The 18,316-nt window shown below is 47.1% G+C and carries 15 protein-coding genes; 3 read left to right on the top strand and 12 right to left on the bottom strand.

The genetic code is table 11. From position 1 onward, the window contains the following. Positions 1-8 precede the first annotated feature (8 nt). The 4 genes from ACTJJS_RS18195 to ACTJJS_RS18180 all read right to left on the bottom strand — a co-directional run bounded on the left by ACTJJS_RS18195 (position 9) and on the right by ACTJJS_RS18180 (position 2,743). On the bottom strand, positions 9-866 hold the full coding sequence (locus tag ACTJJS_RS18195; protein WP_440664748.1) for a nucleotidyltransferase domain-containing protein: 858 nt from the start codon (positions 864-866) through the stop codon (positions 9-11). Further along, positions 863-1,621, bottom strand: coding sequence for a hypothetical protein (locus ACTJJS_RS18190; RefSeq protein WP_440664747.1), 759 nt, complete (start codon positions 1,619-1,621; stop codon positions 863-865). The genes ACTJJS_RS18195 and ACTJJS_RS18190 overlap by 4 nt, the downstream gene beginning before the upstream one ends. Before the next feature lie 129 nt (positions 1,622-1,750). Next, positions 1,751-2,272 carry a hypothetical protein gene (locus ACTJJS_RS18185; protein WP_440664746.1) on the bottom strand — a complete coding sequence of 174 codons (522 nt, stop codon included), beginning with the start codon at positions 2,270-2,272 and terminating at the stop codon, positions 1,751-1,753. An 87-nt stretch (positions 2,273-2,359) separates the two neighbouring features. Further along, the gene (locus tag ACTJJS_RS18180; protein ID WP_440664745.1) at positions 2,360-2,743 is read right to left on the bottom strand and encodes a winged helix-turn-helix transcriptional regulator; all 384 of its coding nucleotides are present in this window, start codon (positions 2,741-2,743) and stop codon (positions 2,360-2,362) included. Positions 2,744-2,854: 111 nt separating this feature from the next. Between ACTJJS_RS18180 and ACTJJS_RS18175 the strand changes: the two genes are divergently transcribed. The 3 genes from ACTJJS_RS18175 (at position 2,855) to ACTJJS_RS18165 (ending at position 4,649) form a co-directional block, all read left to right on the top strand. After that, positions 2,855-3,274, top strand: a complete 420-nt coding sequence (locus ACTJJS_RS18175) for a DoxX family protein (RefSeq protein WP_440664744.1) — start codon at positions 2,855-2,857, stop codon at positions 3,272-3,274. A gap of 48 nt (positions 3,275-3,322) precedes the next feature. Continuing rightward, positions 3,323-3,910: a Crp/Fnr family transcriptional regulator gene (locus tag ACTJJS_RS18170; RefSeq protein ID WP_440664743.1), complete on the top strand. Its 588-nt coding sequence runs from the start codon at positions 3,323-3,325 to the stop codon at positions 3,908-3,910. Positions 3,911-4,112: 202 nt separating this feature from the next. Then, on the top strand, positions 4,113-4,649 hold the full coding sequence (locus tag ACTJJS_RS18165; RefSeq protein WP_440664742.1) for a cysteine hydrolase family protein: 537 nt from the start codon (positions 4,113-4,115) through the stop codon (positions 4,647-4,649). A 110-nt stretch (positions 4,650-4,759) separates the two neighbouring features. Here ACTJJS_RS18165 and ACTJJS_RS18160 read toward each other — a convergent pair whose 3' ends face one another. The 8 genes from ACTJJS_RS18160 to ACTJJS_RS18125 all read right to left on the bottom strand — a co-directional run bounded on the left by ACTJJS_RS18160 (position 4,760) and on the right by ACTJJS_RS18125 (position 18,302). Next, positions 4,760-5,875: a hypothetical protein gene (locus ACTJJS_RS18160; protein WP_440664741.1), complete on the bottom strand. Its 1,116-nt coding sequence runs from the start codon at positions 5,873-5,875 to the stop codon at positions 4,760-4,762. Positions 5,876-5,884: 9 nt separating this feature from the next. Further along, the gene (locus tag ACTJJS_RS18155) at positions 5,885-9,988 is read right to left on the bottom strand and encodes a DUF6531 domain-containing protein (RefSeq protein WP_440664740.1); all 4,104 of its coding nucleotides are present in this window, start codon (positions 9,986-9,988) and stop codon (positions 5,885-5,887) included. Between the two features lie 106 nt (positions 9,989-10,094). Then, positions 10,095-11,753 carry a hypothetical protein gene (locus tag ACTJJS_RS18150; RefSeq protein WP_440664739.1) on the bottom strand — a complete coding sequence of 553 codons (1,659 nt, stop codon included), beginning with the start codon at positions 11,751-11,753 and terminating at the stop codon, positions 10,095-10,097. Between the two features lie 7 nt (positions 11,754-11,760). Beyond that, positions 11,761-12,291 (bottom strand): RNA polymerase sigma factor, encoded by a 531-nt coding sequence (locus tag ACTJJS_RS18145; protein WP_440664738.1) that lies wholly within the window; start codon positions 12,289-12,291, stop codon positions 11,761-11,763. 157 nt (positions 12,292-12,448) lie between these two features. Continuing rightward, positions 12,449-12,775, bottom strand: a complete 327-nt coding sequence (locus tag ACTJJS_RS18140) for a hypothetical protein (RefSeq protein ID WP_168870285.1) — start codon at positions 12,773-12,775, stop codon at positions 12,449-12,451. A 156-nt stretch (positions 12,776-12,931) separates the two neighbouring features. Continuing rightward, the gene (locus ACTJJS_RS18135; protein ID WP_440664737.1) at positions 12,932-13,414 is read right to left on the bottom strand and encodes a GNAT family N-acetyltransferase; all 483 of its coding nucleotides are present in this window, start codon (positions 13,412-13,414) and stop codon (positions 12,932-12,934) included. 499 nt (positions 13,415-13,913) lie between these two features. Further along, positions 13,914-17,045, bottom strand: coding sequence for a lantibiotic dehydratase (locus ACTJJS_RS18130; protein ID WP_440664736.1), 3,132 nt, complete (start codon positions 17,043-17,045; stop codon positions 13,914-13,916). A 27-nt stretch (positions 17,046-17,072) separates the two neighbouring features. After that, complete coding sequence (locus ACTJJS_RS18125) at positions 17,073-18,302, bottom strand: lanthionine synthetase LanC family protein (RefSeq protein ID WP_440664735.1); 1,230 nt, start codon at positions 18,300-18,302, stop codon at positions 17,073-17,075. Positions 18,303-18,316 lie beyond the last annotated feature (14 nt).

Here is an 18,316-nt window from a genome sequence, read left to right as displayed (position 1 = left end):
CGTATCAGTTATAGCTGATATAATGGTTTATACAATCCATCCGACAGCAGTACCACTTCCTGATGCAGCGCCTTCAGTTGCGCTACGTTTTGCGGCAAAGTGCCAAGGGACGTACATAATATCGCGTCCACCTTTTCCCGCAGGCCAGCCGGCACTTTGGCGGCGCACTGCAGCTGCTCCATCACTCTTTTGTCTCCCAGCGGATAACGTTCATTGACGGCAAACAACGCAGCCATGATGTTTTTCACCGCCCTGGCCAAACAGCCAATGGTGTTATACACATCCTGCTTTTCTGCAAATCCTGCTGCCTGCCAGAGGGTGAAATCCGCCGACCACAGCGATTGCCGTATAATCGTTTCCTTTAGTGGCTGCGGATAAACGGACACCGTTTTTTTCCAGGTGGCCAACACACCGGCCGGATCATATAAAGGCTGACAGACACTCACCTCTGCCAGGTAAATGACAGAAGAGAAACCATAAGGAGGTTGTTGCTCATAATGATTCTCCCATTCTCCCTGCAGCGCATTGTCAATAGTCTGCTGCACCTGATCTATATTCCGGTACAGAAAATCCACCTTGCCCTGTTCCGTCATCATCCATGCGCCTCCGTTCACCCAGGGGCCCCATTCGTAGAAGCCAGTCACCGTAGCGGGACTGACGGTATATTTCGCCACTACTGTTTTAATATCATCTACCTTAAACGGTTTATCTGCATGATAATAAATACCAATATCCAGATCGGACTGATCTGATGCCATTCCGGCCGCATACGAGCCTCCCAGCACCACTGCGGCAACTCCTTCGACAGGCTGCAGAGCGGCCGTTATTTGTGTTAATAGGCGTTGTTTATTTTCGGGGATGTTCATGGTGCAGGATTAATTACCTGACCGGACAACCAACATTCCACCTGGATAATTTCATTGACCACGGGTGCTTTTTCAAAGAAGCCGGCATCTGCCACTACATCTATTTCTCCGCCCAGGGTGTCCACGAGAAGGACATAGAATATTTGTTGCGTCAGCGTATTCTGCCTGGCTTCCACCTGTTTAATGACACCCGTAAAAAAACCGAATGCTTCCGGCGTAGCAGGCTTATCTTCTTCCGAAGAAGAAAACAGTCCGCTTGGAATAAATGATTGTACGGAAAACTTGGGTTCCTTCGTTTGCGCAGCATCAAAAGCCGCCTCATTTTCGTATCGCTGTACGTCCTGTGCAAAGGCTGTCAGCTGGATTTCCACATCTGCCGGGAAGGAGAACGGCTCCGGTATTCTGAAATCAGGCACATCAAATACAAAGGGATAGAGGCCGCTTTGCGGATTCTGTTTTTCTGACGGGGCAGCCCAGGCGTAAAATCCGCCATCCAGTGGGTTCTCCGGTCTTTCCACCGTAGCGGTCAGGCATACTTTTCTACGGCTTTTTCCTTTATAGTGCGGGTTAGCGCCGATACATTCCTGTTGATTATTGAGCTGTATCCAAAGCTCCGCTCCTGACTCGTCTGCGTATACTGCATAAGCCCCTTCCTGCACCCTGATGAGGGTGCTTTCATGATATGTCTTCTCCAGTAAATCCTGAAATTCTTCTTCTGTATTTACATCAAAACCGATGTCTGAAAAGTTACTCATGGATGTCCGTTTTAAAGGACGAAAGGTACGAAAGGCGGTCACAAATCCCGAGAGATTTATGACGGACAGATCAAAAAAATTGCTGATGAACATTGGAAGAATCCCTGGAAAGTTCCGGGGGGCGCAATGTTATATCTTTTCAATAAGCGGGATCGAAATACCGATAAAACAGTCATCCATACAGCCCTTCGGCACATATCCACAATTGGAAATCATGCCATTGTTATTGGCTTCGAAGTACACCGAGGCATCATCTCTTTTTATCAGCCATTCGTACCGCGCCTTCTCATATATTTCATCCAGCGTCATGGACCCGGGCATGTCCGTGTGTGTATTAAGGGTTGTCTCATCTTCTTCCCATGTAGCGTCTATCACGATTTGCGGCGGATTGTTACGATCGTAATGTTTAGCCACGTAAGAACGATGAACGATTTTACCATCTTTAACCGTGACGGTCATTTCGTCGCCATAGCCAGTCCAGGAGCCGGCAGTGGTTTTGTAACGGTAGGTATTGCCGGTGGCATTTTTAAAATCGAGCCATGCATTATAGCTTCGCTGGAAGTCTCCTTTGTGTTCTATTTTGTCTTTTTTACAGGCTACAAACAAGACACAGGTCAGCAACAGAATAAGGGGGTAAATGTTGTTCTTCATGCGTGTGGATTTATCCATAGAACGGGAGCACGTCGCTAAATGTTACAACAAACATTCTTATCTTGTTTAAAAAAACGGGCAGGGTGGCTATTTTCCACCGTTCCTGATGTTACTCTGCCGGTGCTCCAGCCCCCATGTGATCATCGCATCAAAGACAGGTTTGATTTCCTTTCCTGATTTCGTCAGTTCATACTCCACTATAGCCGGAGATGTATCCTGTACCGTGCGGGACACGATGCCATTCACTTCCAGTTCCTTCAGTTCTTTAGACAACATCCGCGGATTAATTTCCGGGATGAAACGTTCAATTTCGCTGAAGCGTTTTTTCCCGGTCGTTAATGCGCCTATCACGTGCAACTTCCATTTTCCGGTCAGCACGTTCAGCGCATCATTTAAGGCGAGCATGTATTCTTTAGGGCAGTCCTGCGGCGACAAACGGAAGTCCACCCAGGCACCAAACGGCTTTTTCATATGCGGTCGATTGAAGAGCTGCTATACTGTAGTATAGGGCTATACAACAGTATAGTACTTACCTTTTTATAGTAAAGCTAGTCTAATTTTATCGCATCAAAAATCAGTTTTATGCAACAACGAAAGTCTGTACTTAACATCCTGCTGTGGGCAGTGCAATTACTGTTAGCCGCGCTGTTCATTATGTCGGGAGTGATGAAGCTGGGATATCCCATTGATAAATTAGCAGCCTTATATCCCTGGACAGGGCAGGTGCCTGCCGTATATGTGCGGCTGCTTGGCATCGTAGACCTGGCAGGTGGCCTGGGTTTACTGCTGCCATCATTGCTCCGTATCAAACCGATACTGACCGTATGGGCCGCTATTGGCATCATCATACTGATGGTATTGGCCACCCTGTTCCATATATCCCGGGGAGAAGCGTCCGTAACGGGCTTCAACATGGCAGTGATCTTACTGGCCGGTCTGGTGGTATGGGGCAGGACACGCAAGTATCCTGTTGCGCCCAGGGCGCAATGCCGGCAGGCATGAGGAACGAAGGGCTGAAAAACTTACCTTAGCGCTTACTTTGGTGACAGCATGATAACCGGATACGAGCCCATCCTGCAGAACGTAACGAAACATATTCCCCTTTCCGAAGCGGAACAGCTTTTCTTTTGTTCACTTTTACAGGAGCGGCAGTACCACAAAAAAGAATACCTGCTCCGGGAAGGCAGTGTCTGTAACCAGTTGGCGTTTATCGTCAGCGGGTGTGTTAAAAGTTACCTGCCCGATCAGAAAGGGAATGAACATATTCTTACCATTGCGATAGCCGATTGGTGGGTAGCCGATTACCAGAGCCTTGTTTTTGATACGCCGTCAGAGCTATTCATCGAAGCCGTGGAACCCACCACCGTCCTGCTGTTGACGAAAGAAAAACGGGAAATGTTATTTTCCAGGATACCCCGTTTCGAGCAATATTTCCGGATACTTACCGAACGGGCATTTGCCGTCAGCCAGCAGCGCATAACGGATATCCTGAGCCTTCCGGCAGTGGAGCGGTATGAGCAGTTTCTCCGGCGCTATCATCGGATTGCAGGCGCTTTCAGCCAGCAACAGATTGCCTCCTTTATTGGCGTAACGCCGGCGTTCTTCAGCCGCATGCTTAAATCAAAACGTCATTCCTGAAATTTAGTCCGCCACTTGACCTAGGTCAAGTGGCGTTTTTTTTATTATCCTCACCTTTGTCCTGTAAAGCGCTTTACTTCTCTTTCATCATTTTAAACATCATCCCATGAACATGCGTCCCCTCGGGGTATCCGTACTGGCAATCATTTTACTGTTGCTTGCCGGAAACATATTTGCGGAAGGTCCAAACAAAAAAACAAACATGAAAAAACAAGCGCTCCTCATCATCGACGTACAACAGGATTATTTCAAAGGCGGGAAAATGGAGTTGTCCGGCCCAGATGCCGCCACAGCCAATATCCGGCAGATACTGGACAAATGCCGCAAAGAAGGTATTCCTGTCATCTACATCAAACATCAGGCAGATGCCGGTTTCCTGGTCACCAATACGCCCGGCGCGGAGATACATCCTTCCGTACAGCCGCTGGCAGGAGAAACGATCATCACCAAACATTATCCCAACAGCTTCCGGGAAACAACACTGCTGCATCATCTGCAGCAGATCGGTGTTACCGATTTGATCATCACCGGCATGATGACCCATGCCTGCGTAGACGCCACCACCCGGGCTGCCAAAGACTTTGGGTTTCATTGCACCGTAGTAGCCGATGCATGCGCCACCAGGGACCTGGAAGTTGATCAGCAGCAAGTACCGGCAGCTGAAGTACAACGCGCCATGATGGCCGGGCTTGCGTTCTTTTATGCCGACATCATCAACACACAGCAGTATTTACAATAATCTCTCTACATAAAAAATAAGAAGCATTATACGGGTATAATGCTTCTTATTTCAGGACTGCATCATGGCACCGCCATCTGGCACAGCGGCTGGAACGGCGCAGCACCGACTTACATATTGGCAGCCATTTTATTGATTTGGTCTTTCCAATGGCCCTCCGGCAGCTGCTTGTACACTCCTGATTTAATTAACTCCACCCTGGCATCAGCATTAAAAAAAGGATGGGAGAAAAGTACCGTCAGTAGTTGTTGACGGAAAACATCTCCTTCCTCAACAACATCCAACATGGTCCTGACTCCATCCGGATGACTGAGAACATAAAAAATATACATGTCCACAAAAAACTCCGTCAGGTATTTCTTTCGTCGAATAACGCGGGCCTGTCTGTTGAAATAAGCTTCGATGCTATCCTTTTTGGTAGTACCATAGTATGAAGAGGCCAGTGCATCCGGATCATCATCCCAACTTCTGACGAAATACAAGGGTAAACTTTCCTTCAACAAGCGAAAGAATTCAGCTCTTTTGTTATGGTAAAGATCAAAAAAGGCCTGTGGTTGCGAAAAGATAGTTGCCAGGGGTGTTGAGGCTCCTGTTCCGGGCACCTCATAGGTTACCTGTGTTCTGTGAGACAACATCAATTTCAGTGTATCCAGCACCAATGCCTTGCTGATAGATAAATGTTCCTTACTGAAATCATCAGAAGACGGAGATTGACTTCCATGACTGATAAAATGATCGAACAGTGTTGCTATGATGGAAGGAAGATCGACCAGTGCGCCTTTGTATAAAAAACCGTCTTTGTCTAAAGAGAAGCGTTCTATATAATCTTCTGAACAGGGATGAAAGAACAGCAGAAAATGAAACAACCTTGGCAGCTGCATGGCATCATGCTGTTGCTGAAAAATAATTTGCTTCAGGCAAAATAATTTCAGGCGTTGGTTGACCACCTGTTTCTTTTTTTGGTACCAGAATATATTCAACAGTATTTCTGCCAGAAAAAAATAATCTTCTGTAGCTTCATTTCCTGTAAAGGCAGTGGCTTCCTGGTAGCGTTCAGGCGTAATAAATTCATCAACGGCTATTTCCGGTGTATCGGCAAAACAGAGTCCGAATGCTCCCTGATGCCGTTTGTTGATGAACAGTCCATCTGCTGACAACAATTCCCCTCCCTGACCGACCGCTCTTCTGTCGCGCCAGGAGAGTAATTCTATGATATTGACCTTCATATAGTATTTTTACTTACACTTGATTTCCTTCACTTTTTTCCACTTCCCTTTTTCTTTTTTGAACACTTCTATTTTCTGGATCTTTTTATTAAAGTCCTCCATCCTGTCAACGCCAATACCATAGGCACCGCGTTCATTGCTTTTCACTAAAATTTTATCAGTATGCTTGCTTTCTCCTCCTACCATTTCTTCATAATCCAACGTATCTGTGGCCAGGAAATCTTTTACACTGTCATCTGTATGGAAAACTACTTTATAATCAGATTTTTTGGCGGTATCAAAGGTGTCTCCAATGGATACCCATTTAGCACCTCTGGAATTATTCGGACCTCGTACCAATCCTTTGTTATCGATGGTCAGATCTTTTTCCCCTTCGCTCATGGTACGGATCACCTCCTGAATCAATCCGAATATGTCTACGAAGACATTAGGGTCTGATACGTAGGCGTATAGCAGCATACCGCCTTTCAGGCGCGACGGGTCCTGACTGAGATACATTCCTTCTTCCGGGCTATAGTAGCGGAAGCGGTTATAATACAATCCGGTTTCAATGTCTTCATATTGTCCCGGATACCGGAATGGTATCAGTGATCGGTCTCCTGCTAACTTACGTACCTTACCATAAATATCCAACTCGACCGCCCAAACCTTTTCACCCTTTTCGTCATATGCTTCACAGGGAGTGCCCAGGTGGTCGGCGATGATGGAATATTGTTTTCCCTGGCTTATTCTCGCCAATGGGGCAAATGTTCCTTCCTCAAATATCCAGGAGACAAGCGTTTCGGCAGGCACTGGTTCCGGGTGGCTCTGTTTCAGGTCACCCAATTCAGTAACGGTCACCTCCGGCCTGTCTTTAGCCGGATATTGCCATTCATGCAGGAGAACATTCCCATCCCAGACGAAGCGGGTCAACTGGTGGCCATACTGCTTCTCAGTACGACGTCCCACCGCATCATAGCGGAACGCCACTATTTTACCATCCGGGCGGGTCACCTGTTTGAGTTGACCGTTGCCATACCATTCGTAGGTCCATACGGCGTCCGGGGCGATTATTTTCTGGAGCAGGTTACCTTCCTCATCGTAGGTGAAGCGAGCCTTGTCAGATTCCAGCAGCTGGCCGCCAGTGCTGTATTTACGGTCCTTGCGGGATGGTGTGCGGTACAGGTTTCCCACTTTATCGGGTAAACGATAATCATATTGTCCATCCTCATATTGTGCCCATGCCAGTCTCCCCAGCTCATCGTGACTAAACTTCACCATGCCGTTGCTGATACCGTTGACCAGCTGTCGGAGGCGCCGGTTGGCATCCCAGCGGTAGTGCCGTTTATAGGTATCATTTTCTCTGGCGGTGACGAGGTGGCTTTCAGGCATGCCGGCCTTGTCGTAGGTCCAGCTGCTTTTTACGCCACCAGGCAGGCTGCGCTCTATTTCCAGTCCCAGCAGGTTGCGCTGAAACTGCGCCGTCCAGGGGGTATCCATGCCGGCAGCATGGACTTGTATGGCGGCCACTTCACCGGTTGGATTACGTTGCAGCCGGATATTGGCGCCCAGGCTGCTTTGCAGCCCGGTCCGACGACCATCACGGTCATAGATATTGGTGACAGTGTAGCCATCCTGCCATTCCTGCAATACCCTCCCCATCGTATCACGCTGCCATTTCACCGTGTTGTGGTCATTGGCGGCCTCTATCAGTTGTCCGCTACGGTCAAAGCTATACGATTGCCAGGTACCGTCGCTATGGGCAGCATAGGTTAGTCTTCCGTTGTAATCATATTGATATTCTGTCCACCGTTTACCGGGGCGGTACACCTTCAGCACCTTGCCGGTCTCATCCCGCTGATACCGGCGGACCTGCCCCTCGAAACCGGTTTCCTGGATAATATCTCCTCTGCCATCCCGGGCAAACTGGTACATCTCCCCCTGTTCGTTTACAAGGCCGGTCAGCTGTTCTTCCCTGTTATATACAAAATGAACTTTCGCTCCATTTTCTTCCCGCATTTTCAGGCTGCCCAACGGGGTGTAATCAAATTTTACCTGGTGATGTTTATCCCGGATCTGTACCACCTCTTCATAGGCGTTGTATTGCAGCTGAATAAGGTTCCCATCCGGCAATTCCACCTCTGTTGCTCTGCCCAGGGCATCATAGCGGAACTGTTGCTGTTGCCCGAGCGGATTGATGGATTGCTGTACTTTTCCCAAGGCATCATATTGCCAGCGCGCACTTCCTCCATCCGGCAGTGTCAGTACAGAGAGGTTGCCATCGTCGTCATACTCCATACTTGTAATACGTCCCTGCTCATCTTCAATTTTACTCAGGCGGTTCTGTGCATTGTAGCGGAAGATAGAGATGCGGCCGTCTGCTTCCGTGATGGTATGTAACAATCCCTTATATTGTTCTTTGCTATAGTAGATATAAGTTCGGCTGTTGCCCTGCGGATCAGTCACCAGTGTGATGCGGTCTTCCTTATCATAACAGAAACTGGTGCTGCTCCCATCAGGCTGAACAAGGCTGGTACAGTTGCCCCGTTCATCATACGTATATCCATTCACGTTAGCAGCTTCATCAATTTCCCGATATATTTCAACATCCCCGGTATACTCCAGAAATCTGGAGTAGCCCAATGGATCTTTTATCTGAGTAACGACAAAATCAGGCGTATAATAGTAGGTGGTGGTTTGTCCCAGGGAATTGGTCACCAGGTTATACCCTTCTTTGGGATAATAAGCGATCCGTCCTTCCAGCAGTCCGCCATCACCCCATGTATGCGTACAGCGGCCTTTGTTGTCATATTCCCAATAAAATGACTGGCCGTTGCGGTCTGTCTTGGCGATCATTTTATGTTGATAATAGCGGATACGGGTGGTTTGTCCGAGCGCGTCTGTCAGCTCACAGAGATCACCTGTATCATTGTAGTTATATTGTACAAGCTGCTGCTGCTCTCCCCTGTGTTTAATGATAACGGCCAGCATACGTCCGTTTTCATCACTGTTGATATGCAAATGGCGACCTATGCTGTCTATCACCCGCAACAAATGTCCCTGGCCGTTGTAATGGAAACTGATCATAAAACCAATCTCATCTGAAACAGCGTATAGCCTGTACTGTGAGTCTGCGGGATGCAGCTTGCGAAAGCGGTAGTATAACCGGGTGTTATGGTCCAGCAGTTCGTATTCGTCCGTAGCGCTACGGGTGAGTGTACTTCTTTCATGTCGGTTATAGTCAATATTGCCGGTATAAGGCAGCAGCTCGAATACCGCGCTACGGCCATCTCCCAGTAGCACTACGGTAGCCTCTTCCTCGGCGAACTCCTGTACGCGCAGATCGTAGCTGAAGTGGGTGCCATGCCCGAGCAGTCCTTCAAAGTCACTGTCACTATTCCAGGAGCGTCCCCATTGCAGGGGGATAGGACCTGCCAGTTCAAAATCGCTCCCATCATAGATCACAATTCCCTGCACCAGGTCTACCGGTTCAAAGCCTTTTTTACATAGGAATTTACTCAGCTTATTGCTGCCCAGCTTGCCTTTCAGCGCGTGATTGAATTTAGTCAGCGCTTTTTTACCTGCCTTGCCTACTCCCTTCATAAGTGCGCCAAAACCAAAAGACATCAGCAGGTTCAGTAAAACGCCCGCCCAGTCGGGCACATAAGGGCCTCCTACCATCACAGGCTTCCCAAAGGACAAGGGGATGGAGTAAGAAGTAGGCAGGTACATACTGGGAATAGGTCTCAGCTTTTTGCCGGGCTGCAGTGATAAAGGCAGTCCGATATCATTGCAGGTCATCAGCATATGACCGGAAGGGCTCATCAGGTTGCCTTCCACTTTCACCTTTTTGCTACCGAAGAAGTTCACAGAATCATGTGCAATCATGGGAGCCAGCAGAAAAGGTCCTCCCATGGGGATATGGAAGAGGATAATCATCATGCCGCTGGTATCACTCTTTCCACGCGGTACGTGATTCACCTTGGTAGTGGCGCCAATAAAGGGGACATAGTCCATCGGGTCTATCACCAGCCCAATATATGGATGAGGCAATGGCACAGGAAAGCCAAACAAAATAACGATATGGATATCCAGTCCAATAACCGGAGTAAAATGTTTATTACTGACTAGCATGGTTAATAAGGCTAACTATCTGGTTTTTCAATATGGGAAAACGGGACGTTTGTATCATCCAAATATAATCATAAAACCATACAACAGAAAAGGTAAAAGTAATTGTTTATTTTCTCCGGTTGATCTTCCATCTAAGTAACAATTCGAACTGTACGACAGGTTTCATCCCCATTCCCATGGAGTCTTTCGCCGGTTGTTGTATGGGAACGGCCGTACGTAATGCGGCCTGCCACCTGGCTTGGTCGTAATATATTTCGCCGGTTATACGCCCCCGGAACTTATTGATGCTGTTCCATACCTTGTCTTTTTCGCTGCTGGTAGTTGTTTTGGTATGTACGCCTGTCGTATCGTGTGACCGGACTACCTCCAGGATGGAAGCGGTATGTCCGTAATATGCCTGTACGCCTGCACTGCCGAAAAAATTACCAGCGATGCGGTGATGATAAGCCAGTGAGGCGCTGTAGCCGAATGTCTGCAGGATGGTGCGGGTCATCCAGTCAGCACCTGCCAGATTGTTGGTGTAATAATAAGGCTCGTTCCTGTAGGGTTGTGTACTCATGGCGTTGAGGTCCAGGCTTAGCGCTGCATTACTCCAGGTACGCTGCATTCTTATGCCGGGGATTAGCAGTCTGTATAACTGGGTGTTCCCATCGGGGCCTTTGTAATAGCCAGGGTTGCTGACAGCTGGCACCGGCACGGTCCATTGTGCCATTAGCTGCCAGTATCCGGGGGTATAGGACCTGGAGCGCGGCATGCGGTAAGACGCCAGGCGGTCTATGGTTTCACGGCTAACTTTCAGTGGCTGACTGACCTTGTAAAGCGGTAATTGTTGCAGGGTCAGCCGGGCAGGTAACCCAGGTTCTAGCATGGCGGCTGTTTCGGGGAGGTTATGACCTTCCCGGCCTACTACTGCAACATTATTTTCTTCCGGGCTGTCTGCGGGAAGCGATGTATGTACCCCGTCAGATGGCTGTCGACCGGATTTTAAAAGATTTTTTTGCTGGTTAATGGTTTTTGATGTTTTACCAGCGGGAGTTCGGTGAGTGGGCTGGTCATGGGGAATCATCTGTTTCCCCCTGGTGGCTTTCGTTGTATTGGCATTATGCGGGATATTCCTGTTGACAGAGGCCGCAGCGGCTGTTTTCCCCGTGGCGGAAGGTTTGGCTGCTGCCGTACCGGTAGCTGAGGGATGTGTTGTATGGCCTGCGTTGGCATCCGTTATCATTTGGGTTGCCGGTGTACCAACAGTAGCAGCTATCGAATTAGTGACAGACGGATGCCCGGTCTGTTCCTCAGCGGTGCTGCCGGAAGTGTTTCCCAGCGGTTTACCTGAAGCGTTTACCGGTGGTATATTGCCCTCTGCGCCGGCATTGATTGGTGATGTTGTATAATTGGTATCCGGTATGGTGATGATATTGCTTTGATCAGCCATGGTGTCTATTGTCAGGGCTGCGCTGTCTTTTGTAGTAGCCGGGCCGTCCTGCGCCGCAGGAGCCGGCGCCGGTACAGGACGATTGATACGGTGCAGGCTATACAATACTACACCCGACACAAATATTGCGGCGACCGCATATTTAACAGCCGGCAGCATTTTAGCGATGATACCTGACGAATTGGGCGTGGCATGCCCACCTGCCTGGTGTGTTACAGGCATCACTTCATTGAGCCGTTGTTCCATCAACTTCCAGCTGTCATCGGCCGGAGGTATGGGAATAGGGACATTGCCATCGTCCCGGAAGTGTTTATGCAGGTTACTTTCACTCACTCAGGTATCATTTAAGGTAATGTTGCTCCAATATCGGTTTCAGTTTAGTTCGGGTTTCACTGAGGTGCCATTTGACTGTTCCCGGGCTCTGTTGCAGCATTTCAGCGATGTCTTTTACCGGTACTCCTTCCAGATAGAATAACGAGCATACGGCCCTGGTAGATGGAGGCAGGACGTCGAGCAGTTTATAGATATCTTCCCAGGCCAACTTGCTCAGAATATTATTTTGCGTTGCCACCATCTCATCTTCAATTTCATTATGGGACTGCCATTTGCGGCTCCTTATTTTATCCAGTGCTGTATTTCTGACAACAGTATATACCCAGTTAAAGAATTCGCCTTTATCTGCATCGTACTTATCAAGTTGCGTAAATACCCGAAGCATGCCATCATTCAATACTTCTACCGCTTCTTCCTGCTGGTTGAAGAATTTCCTGCACAATAGGAATAGTGCCGGATAGAACTTCCGGTATAATTTTTCCTGGCTCCGCCTGTTATTGGTCAGGCACTCACGTACCAATTGCTGTAAATCTTCCAAAGGGCAATCCGTTACAGTAGGAAATGTGGGTTATCAAAACGGGAAAAGTTGCCATAGACTATCAGTCATACAGCAACTATCGTTTTTACTATCAGTTTGGGCGCAAATGTAGAACAGAATACGTTTTTTCTAACATGATAGCATATACGTAATCAGGCTACCTTCTCCGGGAACTGTCCGGACGTGGATGCCACGGCGTGTCTACCGGATGTCTCGGGCTGTCCACCGGATGCCTGGGACTATCGACCGGAATTTTAGGGCTGTCAACCGGCCAATGAGGTTTGGTGGTATCTCCCGGATGGGGAATAGAATCGTGGCGGGACGTGTCCTTCGGGTTACCGGCAGAATCAAGTCCGGCAGCAAGCTTCGCTGCCTTTTCAGCTGCCAGCTCCTGACGGGCCGCTTCCGTCATATCCTTTCTGCAACCGATCACGCAGCAGATACCCAGCATTACCGCCAAAAAAATAAGGGGAAGATATTTCATAGAAAAGTCTGTTTACAATAGTAAACGGCAGGAATAACCGGAGAGGTTGGGTAGAAAGGAAGGAAAAATAATGGTAGATAAGTTTAGCAACCTGTATCTGTTGCCCAAACAAACCGGTGGTGGGAAACCACCTACCGGTTTGCAAAAAGTATTTTCTCAGATCAGTTTATAAATGAATTCTTCTATTTCTGTTTGCCGCGCATTGGCAAACCCTCTGTCGGTACCGATTTTTGTAAAGCCACATTTCTCCAGTACCCGTTGAGAACCTATGTTGTCAAACGCTACCCGTCCGAAAATAGGCCTGGCCCCTTCAAGGGTTAAAAAATCACGCAGTGCCTGAGTGCCCACTCCTTTTCCCCAGAACTTCTTATCAATCCAATAGGTGATCTCCGCATTGCCGTCCATTTCAAACTTGGAGACGCTGCCTGCTATAATATTATCCACCAGAATAGTGCACATATTAATCGTCGGTTCGCTGAGGAACTTTGTGTATTTCTGAAGATAAGCCTGCTTATCTGTATGGTTTTTGGGCATAAAAGCGGCTAAATAGCCACCCTCCTCGTCAAGCTGAAAAATAAAGAGGTGCTCTAAATCGGCAACTACCGTTTTCCGCAATGTTATTTCGTGCTTGTTGTTCATGACTGTTAGTTTTTTACGTGGACTATTGTAAGATACAAAAGATCATACAATATATAGCTCTATTCGCCGCACCAAATTGATTGTCCCCGCACCTTCTTCTGTTTCTGTTATTTCTTACATCAACATAAAACATCCGTCATTCTTAATCATCCTCCATTTCGAACAATATCATCATCATTTAAAACCTCCAAATAAAATCGTGAAGAAATTACTCTTTGCTATCACTTTTTTCGCGGTGATCATGGGCGCATTCGCCGCAGCAACAAAGAGCAAAGAGACTGCTCCGATACCGTGCAGCTTTAAGGTCCGCAGAAAGCCAGATGGGCACCAACAGATGCTTCTAATGAACCAGTAGAATATAAGAGGATGGCCTTTTTTATAGTGTGTCCGGCACCAGTGAGGGAGTAAACGGGGACCGGCAGCGGGATTTGCTACCGGTCCATTTTTAATGCTGTTGATTTATTTTCGATAATATCACTTTCATTCAATCACGCCCTATTTAGTCCATTACCTGACCAGCGTGTTTTTTTATGGCATTTAATGATCTGTAATGGGAATCAAGATAGTAATATATGATCAGTTCCTCCTGTCGCTGAGCGATTGAAAAAAACCTATTGATAAACATATGTACATAACTGGCCATGTTCCTGTCCAGTTCCGACTTAGTGAGGTCCTTCAGCCTGATGCTTAATGCACGGGAGGTTGCGTTATAGGCTTTAAAGTAGGTTGTCCCCAGCATTTCCTCTCCATTTGCTATGATTTTTTTTATATCATCTCGTTTGGCCCGGTAGGATTTCTGGATGGCATCTCTCAGACCTTTGTTATTTTTGAGATTGAACTCAGCAGCGAACTGTTTATAGCCTTCTTCCCAGAATAAGGATTTAGCGTTTGTGTCGTAACCAAAGGTTGTCAGCAAGTGGTCTACGACAAATGTTGCTGTTATGTCCTGGCTGACGGGATTTACTTGACTGTCGCGCCGGTGAAGCAGATAACAAACGAGGTCACTGTTATGGCAGAATATATTTTCACTCACATCAATGGTCTTGTCGCCATATCGTTCCAGCTCCCGGGTATAGGTGTCCACTATCATATTGGAGATAAACCCGCTGGCGGTCAGCTTATTCAGTCGGGTGTGCACTTCTTTCAGGATATCTGTCTGGTTGTTTTTGTGCCTGATACGTATTCGCAAATGTGGCGCAGGATCGGCATAACGGAGAAAAAACCAGGATAGGACTTCTTTTCGTTTCATTTTCCTGTGCAACAACGGACCTATTTCCCGGAGGATACTGTTGAAATTTTTTTGCTTTGAATAGATTTTAAGGTATAACCATTCATCGCCCGGAAAAAAAGACCGTTGACTTCTGGTGCCTGTCAACCAATCGCTGTTTATCGGCGTTATTGTTCTTCTTCCGGATATCTTTTCCACTGGAAAAACTACCTCGTTTGTCAGCGGCTTACCAGTCGGATCCTTTACTGCGGGGCTGGCTGCATGGTAATTACTGATGGTTTCCTGCACCACAAGAACATCCATTTTTATAAGGGTCTTTTTCAGGATTTCAAGACAGATAGATATGCGGGTATCCAGCAGTAATGAGTTGTCTGATTCCTTCACCACTATCATGTCCGGGAGGCCAATTTCGGACTTTACCCTGTGAAACAGAGTATTGAACTTCTCCCAGCTGCCTATCTTCTTTAAAATAGATTTGCTGTCCAGCACCCACTTGGCTGGTGAAAGCACACAATTCTTGTAGGAAACCCTGGGGAGGAAAACCGAGTTATAGAACATGGGGTTCCAGGACCATGTGCTGATGAGGGACATATTTTGATGTTGTAGTTCTCCCAGGAGATGGTATATATCGAGGCTGCCTGACATATAGTTGTGTGCGGAAGACAATCTCGGAATGATCCTCTTTTTCAGTTTTTTTGAGAATAAAATCAGATCGCCATTTTCTATTTTTAAATAAAGATCGTCAATATTAATTTGTTGTTTTTTCGGCAGAGAGGAACGTGAGAGATATTCTATTTCATAGTTTGTTAAATGCGGGCGCGATAATACATTACCTACCCTTGATTGTGGAAGATGCGCTATCTCTGCTATGATGGCGTTCCCATTCAATGCTGATTGTTCTCGCTGGATGAGGGAGACTGCATGATCGTTCAGCTGTTTGTTGGAATGGCAGAACCTCCCTAGTAAATTGGTGGTAGAGAGGGCGATTTCCGGTACCCAGAAAAGCGTTTTCCCCTCCGATTGCAGAACCGTTGTCATTATACTGAAATTGTCAGGCAATGGCCTACTTGCACCTGAAGTATGGCCAAAATCTTCATCCGTGAGGACTATCTCCGAGCTATTGGATTGGATAAATTCTTTGTATTTACGAAAAGCCAATGCATCTATGCCAGTTGTCTGTCCGGGTGCGGGGGCATCGGAGGAATAATAGTCAGCCAGGCTACGCGCGCTTTTGAACCCAATACCTACTTCACTGTCCAGTGCTTCGACGAGTTTTACGCTTCTCGCTTCATATTTTTCATAAAAAGCTTTTTTAAAAGTACTCAGTGATCCCTTCAGGGAGGTATTGGAATAGAGGTTATTGATTTTTTCGAGGCATTCCAGTAAGGTCGCTGTCTCAGCCATATCAATGCTTAAGGAAGCAGATTCCCTGCCGGTATCCATCTGGAATAACCGGCTTTCGTTTACTTCATTTCCGGGATTGATTTCCTTCAGCAGGTGTAAAACCTCTCTGTAGGCAGCGATGTCAGTGCCGCCTCTTCCAATGTCCAGTATTTTGGCGTGAACACGATCAAATAGTGCCGCAATGGTGCCGACTGTCGGATCTACCACTGCTGCTGCGGTGACAGCAGCATGTAAAACATGGAAATATTCATCGCCTGTTACATTAGGATCTATGGAGCTTTGAAGTACACCGTTGGAAATCAGGTCTTCAATATAGGACCTGATTTCTTTCCTTTCCAGCTCATAATTTTGCTCCAGATAGTCGACCAGCGCTTCAATAGTTTTGCCGGATTGGGATATCTTTAAAATATCTCTAATAACGGGGTTATCCAATTTTAAACTCACCAGGTGGAAGCTGCGGTCATTAAATCTGCCATATCTGTATTCTATATACTTGGTTTCTCCATTGAGCTTATATATTGTTGGATTGGGTGTATACAGTAACGTATTTCTGACGCCGGGAATAGTGCCCAAATAATTTCCAAGAGAGCATAAATAATCCATATCGAGCCTGAGATGCCGGATAATGCTGTCATCAGCAGACAAATTCAAACGGGTACAATCTTTTATGGCGCCGATAGTACACCCGGCAAACAATCCGAAAGGAGTGGAACGAGTACAGGCTCTTATATAATATTTGAGAATGGACCCCGCAAGCTTCTGTTTTTCTTCGGGCCGGCAGAAAGCAGGGTGAGCCAGATATTTACTGTATTCCTCCCACAAAACAGGAGAAGCCAGATATAGTGCCTCCTGCAACAGAGGCGTATTGAATCTTTCAAGGATAGCACGGTGGGGATCGTTACTTCTTTCCAGTTCCGAATAGAACTGGTACAAGTCTTCAATAGACAACGAGGGTATACGTAACGTGAAAAAGGGTATTGCAAAATCTGTATTTTTCATGGAAGACAATGTTGGGTCGTATATTAATTAAAGGCTGATGATGAGTGTCTCGTCCCAGTGCAATCTCTCCGGCGAATATGCTGACAATAATGCGAGGCCTATTCCGCTAAGTCCCTCCAACAAGCTAAAGCAATTAACATAACCCTTTTGGGCGTCCCATTTGGCTCTGGCTGTTAACAATCCTTCTACGGGATGCAAATACTCTAAGGTCTTTTCCAGCCAGAAGTCCGCCGCTTTCGACATCTCTCTGCTACCACAAATGGCAGCATAAGTCCTCAGAATATGAGAGCTACCGGCTGTACCATGGCACAGTGCGCCATCATTTACAGAAGTGTCTTCTGTACTTCTGGCAGATATTTGTTCCAGGAGGAACACAGCTTCCTGCCGGAAATCATCTTCGTCCATAGCTTCACCGGCCTGCCACAAGCTGACCGCAATTCCCATATCGCCGTAGCACCAGGCTATTCTAGAGGTATCTGATGCAGCCAGCTGAATGTTTTTCGCGTATGGATATATGGAGCCGGCGTTTTCGTCATTTCGCCCGAAACGCACAGCTGCTACTACCCTTCTGATAACATCTCCCAGAAAATAAAATTCCGGGTCCCATACATACAATTTTGATAATATTGCAATGATGGAAGGCATTCCGTGAGAAAGACCCAGATTAATTACATTCGCGTCCTTCCTCTCTTCCAGTACATCATATGATTCCCAGTACTGACAGCCATCGCGAATAATACTCTGGTCCAGCAGCAACTGAACGGCTTTTTTCAAGAGCTGCAGAGTTGCAGGCGTCTTACGTTTTTGCATTAAATAATAGATGCCACCACCTGCACCATGGAGGAAATCGTAGTTGCCTTTTTTCATGGTGTGCTCGATGAAATTCATAGCCACCGGATCAAGGTCATCCAGTATGTCATCATCAAAGTCTATAAAATCTCTGTTTCTGGCATGCAACAGGACCCATGCTGTTCCCAGTACACCGGAACAGAATGAAATCGTTCCAGGTATTTCCTCCCGGTATACCTTCTTTCGGGAAAGAAGATGATCCAGCAGCTCGTAGGCCTTTTCTTCCATGCTCTCATCATTAAAAACCTTTGCATAATTCAACAGAAACAGCAGGTATCCCGATGACGTGGACATAGCACCATAATCCGGCGGTGCACCATAGCGCACAGATGCAGCAATGATATCCCGTATCTTATTGAGAGCTTCAAGAGCCATAATCTGGCGTGGTTCTTCCCTGGTAAGCTTCATTTTCTATTTTTTTA

The sequence above is a fragment of the Chitinophaga sp. 22308 genome (assembly GCF_052045305.1).
GTDB lineage: Bacteria > Bacteroidota > Bacteroidia > Chitinophagales > Chitinophagaceae > Chitinophaga > Chitinophaga varians_A.
This window is presented reverse-complemented; position numbering and strand designations above follow the sequence as displayed.

Coding starts and splice junctions, on each gene's coding strand:
- ACTJJS_RS18125 (WP_440664735.1), bottom strand. CDS start 18,302: ATGAAGCTTACCAGGGAAGAACCACGCCAGATTATGGCTCTTGAAGCT.
- ACTJJS_RS18140 (WP_168870285.1), bottom strand. CDS start 12,775: ATGAAATATCTTCCCCTTATTTTTTTGGCGGTAATGCTGGGTATCTGC.
- ACTJJS_RS18130 (WP_440664736.1), bottom strand. CDS start 17,045: ATGAAAAATACAGATTTTGCAATACCCTTTTTCACGTTACGTATACCC.
- ACTJJS_RS18165 (WP_440664742.1), top strand. CDS start 4,113: ATGAAAAAACAAGCGCTCCTCATCATCGACGTACAACAGGATTATTTC.
- ACTJJS_RS18175 (WP_440664744.1), top strand. CDS start 2,855: ATGCAACAACGAAAGTCTGTACTTAACATCCTGCTGTGGGCAGTGCAA.
- ACTJJS_RS18135 (WP_440664737.1), bottom strand. CDS start 13,414: ATGAACAACAAGCACGAAATAACATTGCGGAAAACGGTAGTTGCCGAT.
- ACTJJS_RS18155 (WP_440664740.1), bottom strand. CDS start 9,988: ATGCTAGTCAGTAATAAACATTTTACTCCGGTTATTGGACTGGATATC.
- ACTJJS_RS18180 (WP_440664745.1), bottom strand. CDS start 2,743: ATGAAAAAGCCGTTTGGTGCCTGGGTGGACTTCCGTTTGTCGCCGCAG.
- ACTJJS_RS18160 (WP_440664741.1), bottom strand. CDS start 5,875: ATGAAGGTCAATATCATAGAATTACTCTCCTGGCGCGACAGAAGAGCG.
- ACTJJS_RS18185 (WP_440664746.1), bottom strand. CDS start 2,272: ATGAAGAACAACATTTACCCCCTTATTCTGTTGCTGACCTGTGTCTTG.
- ACTJJS_RS18190 (WP_440664747.1), bottom strand. CDS start 1,621: ATGAGTAACTTTTCAGACATCGGTTTTGATGTAAATACAGAAGAAGAA.
- ACTJJS_RS18170 (WP_440664743.1), top strand. CDS start 3,323: ATGATAACCGGATACGAGCCCATCCTGCAGAACGTAACGAAACATATT.
- ACTJJS_RS18195 (WP_440664748.1), bottom strand. CDS start 866: ATGAACATCCCCGAAAATAAACAACGCCTATTAACACAAATAACGGCC.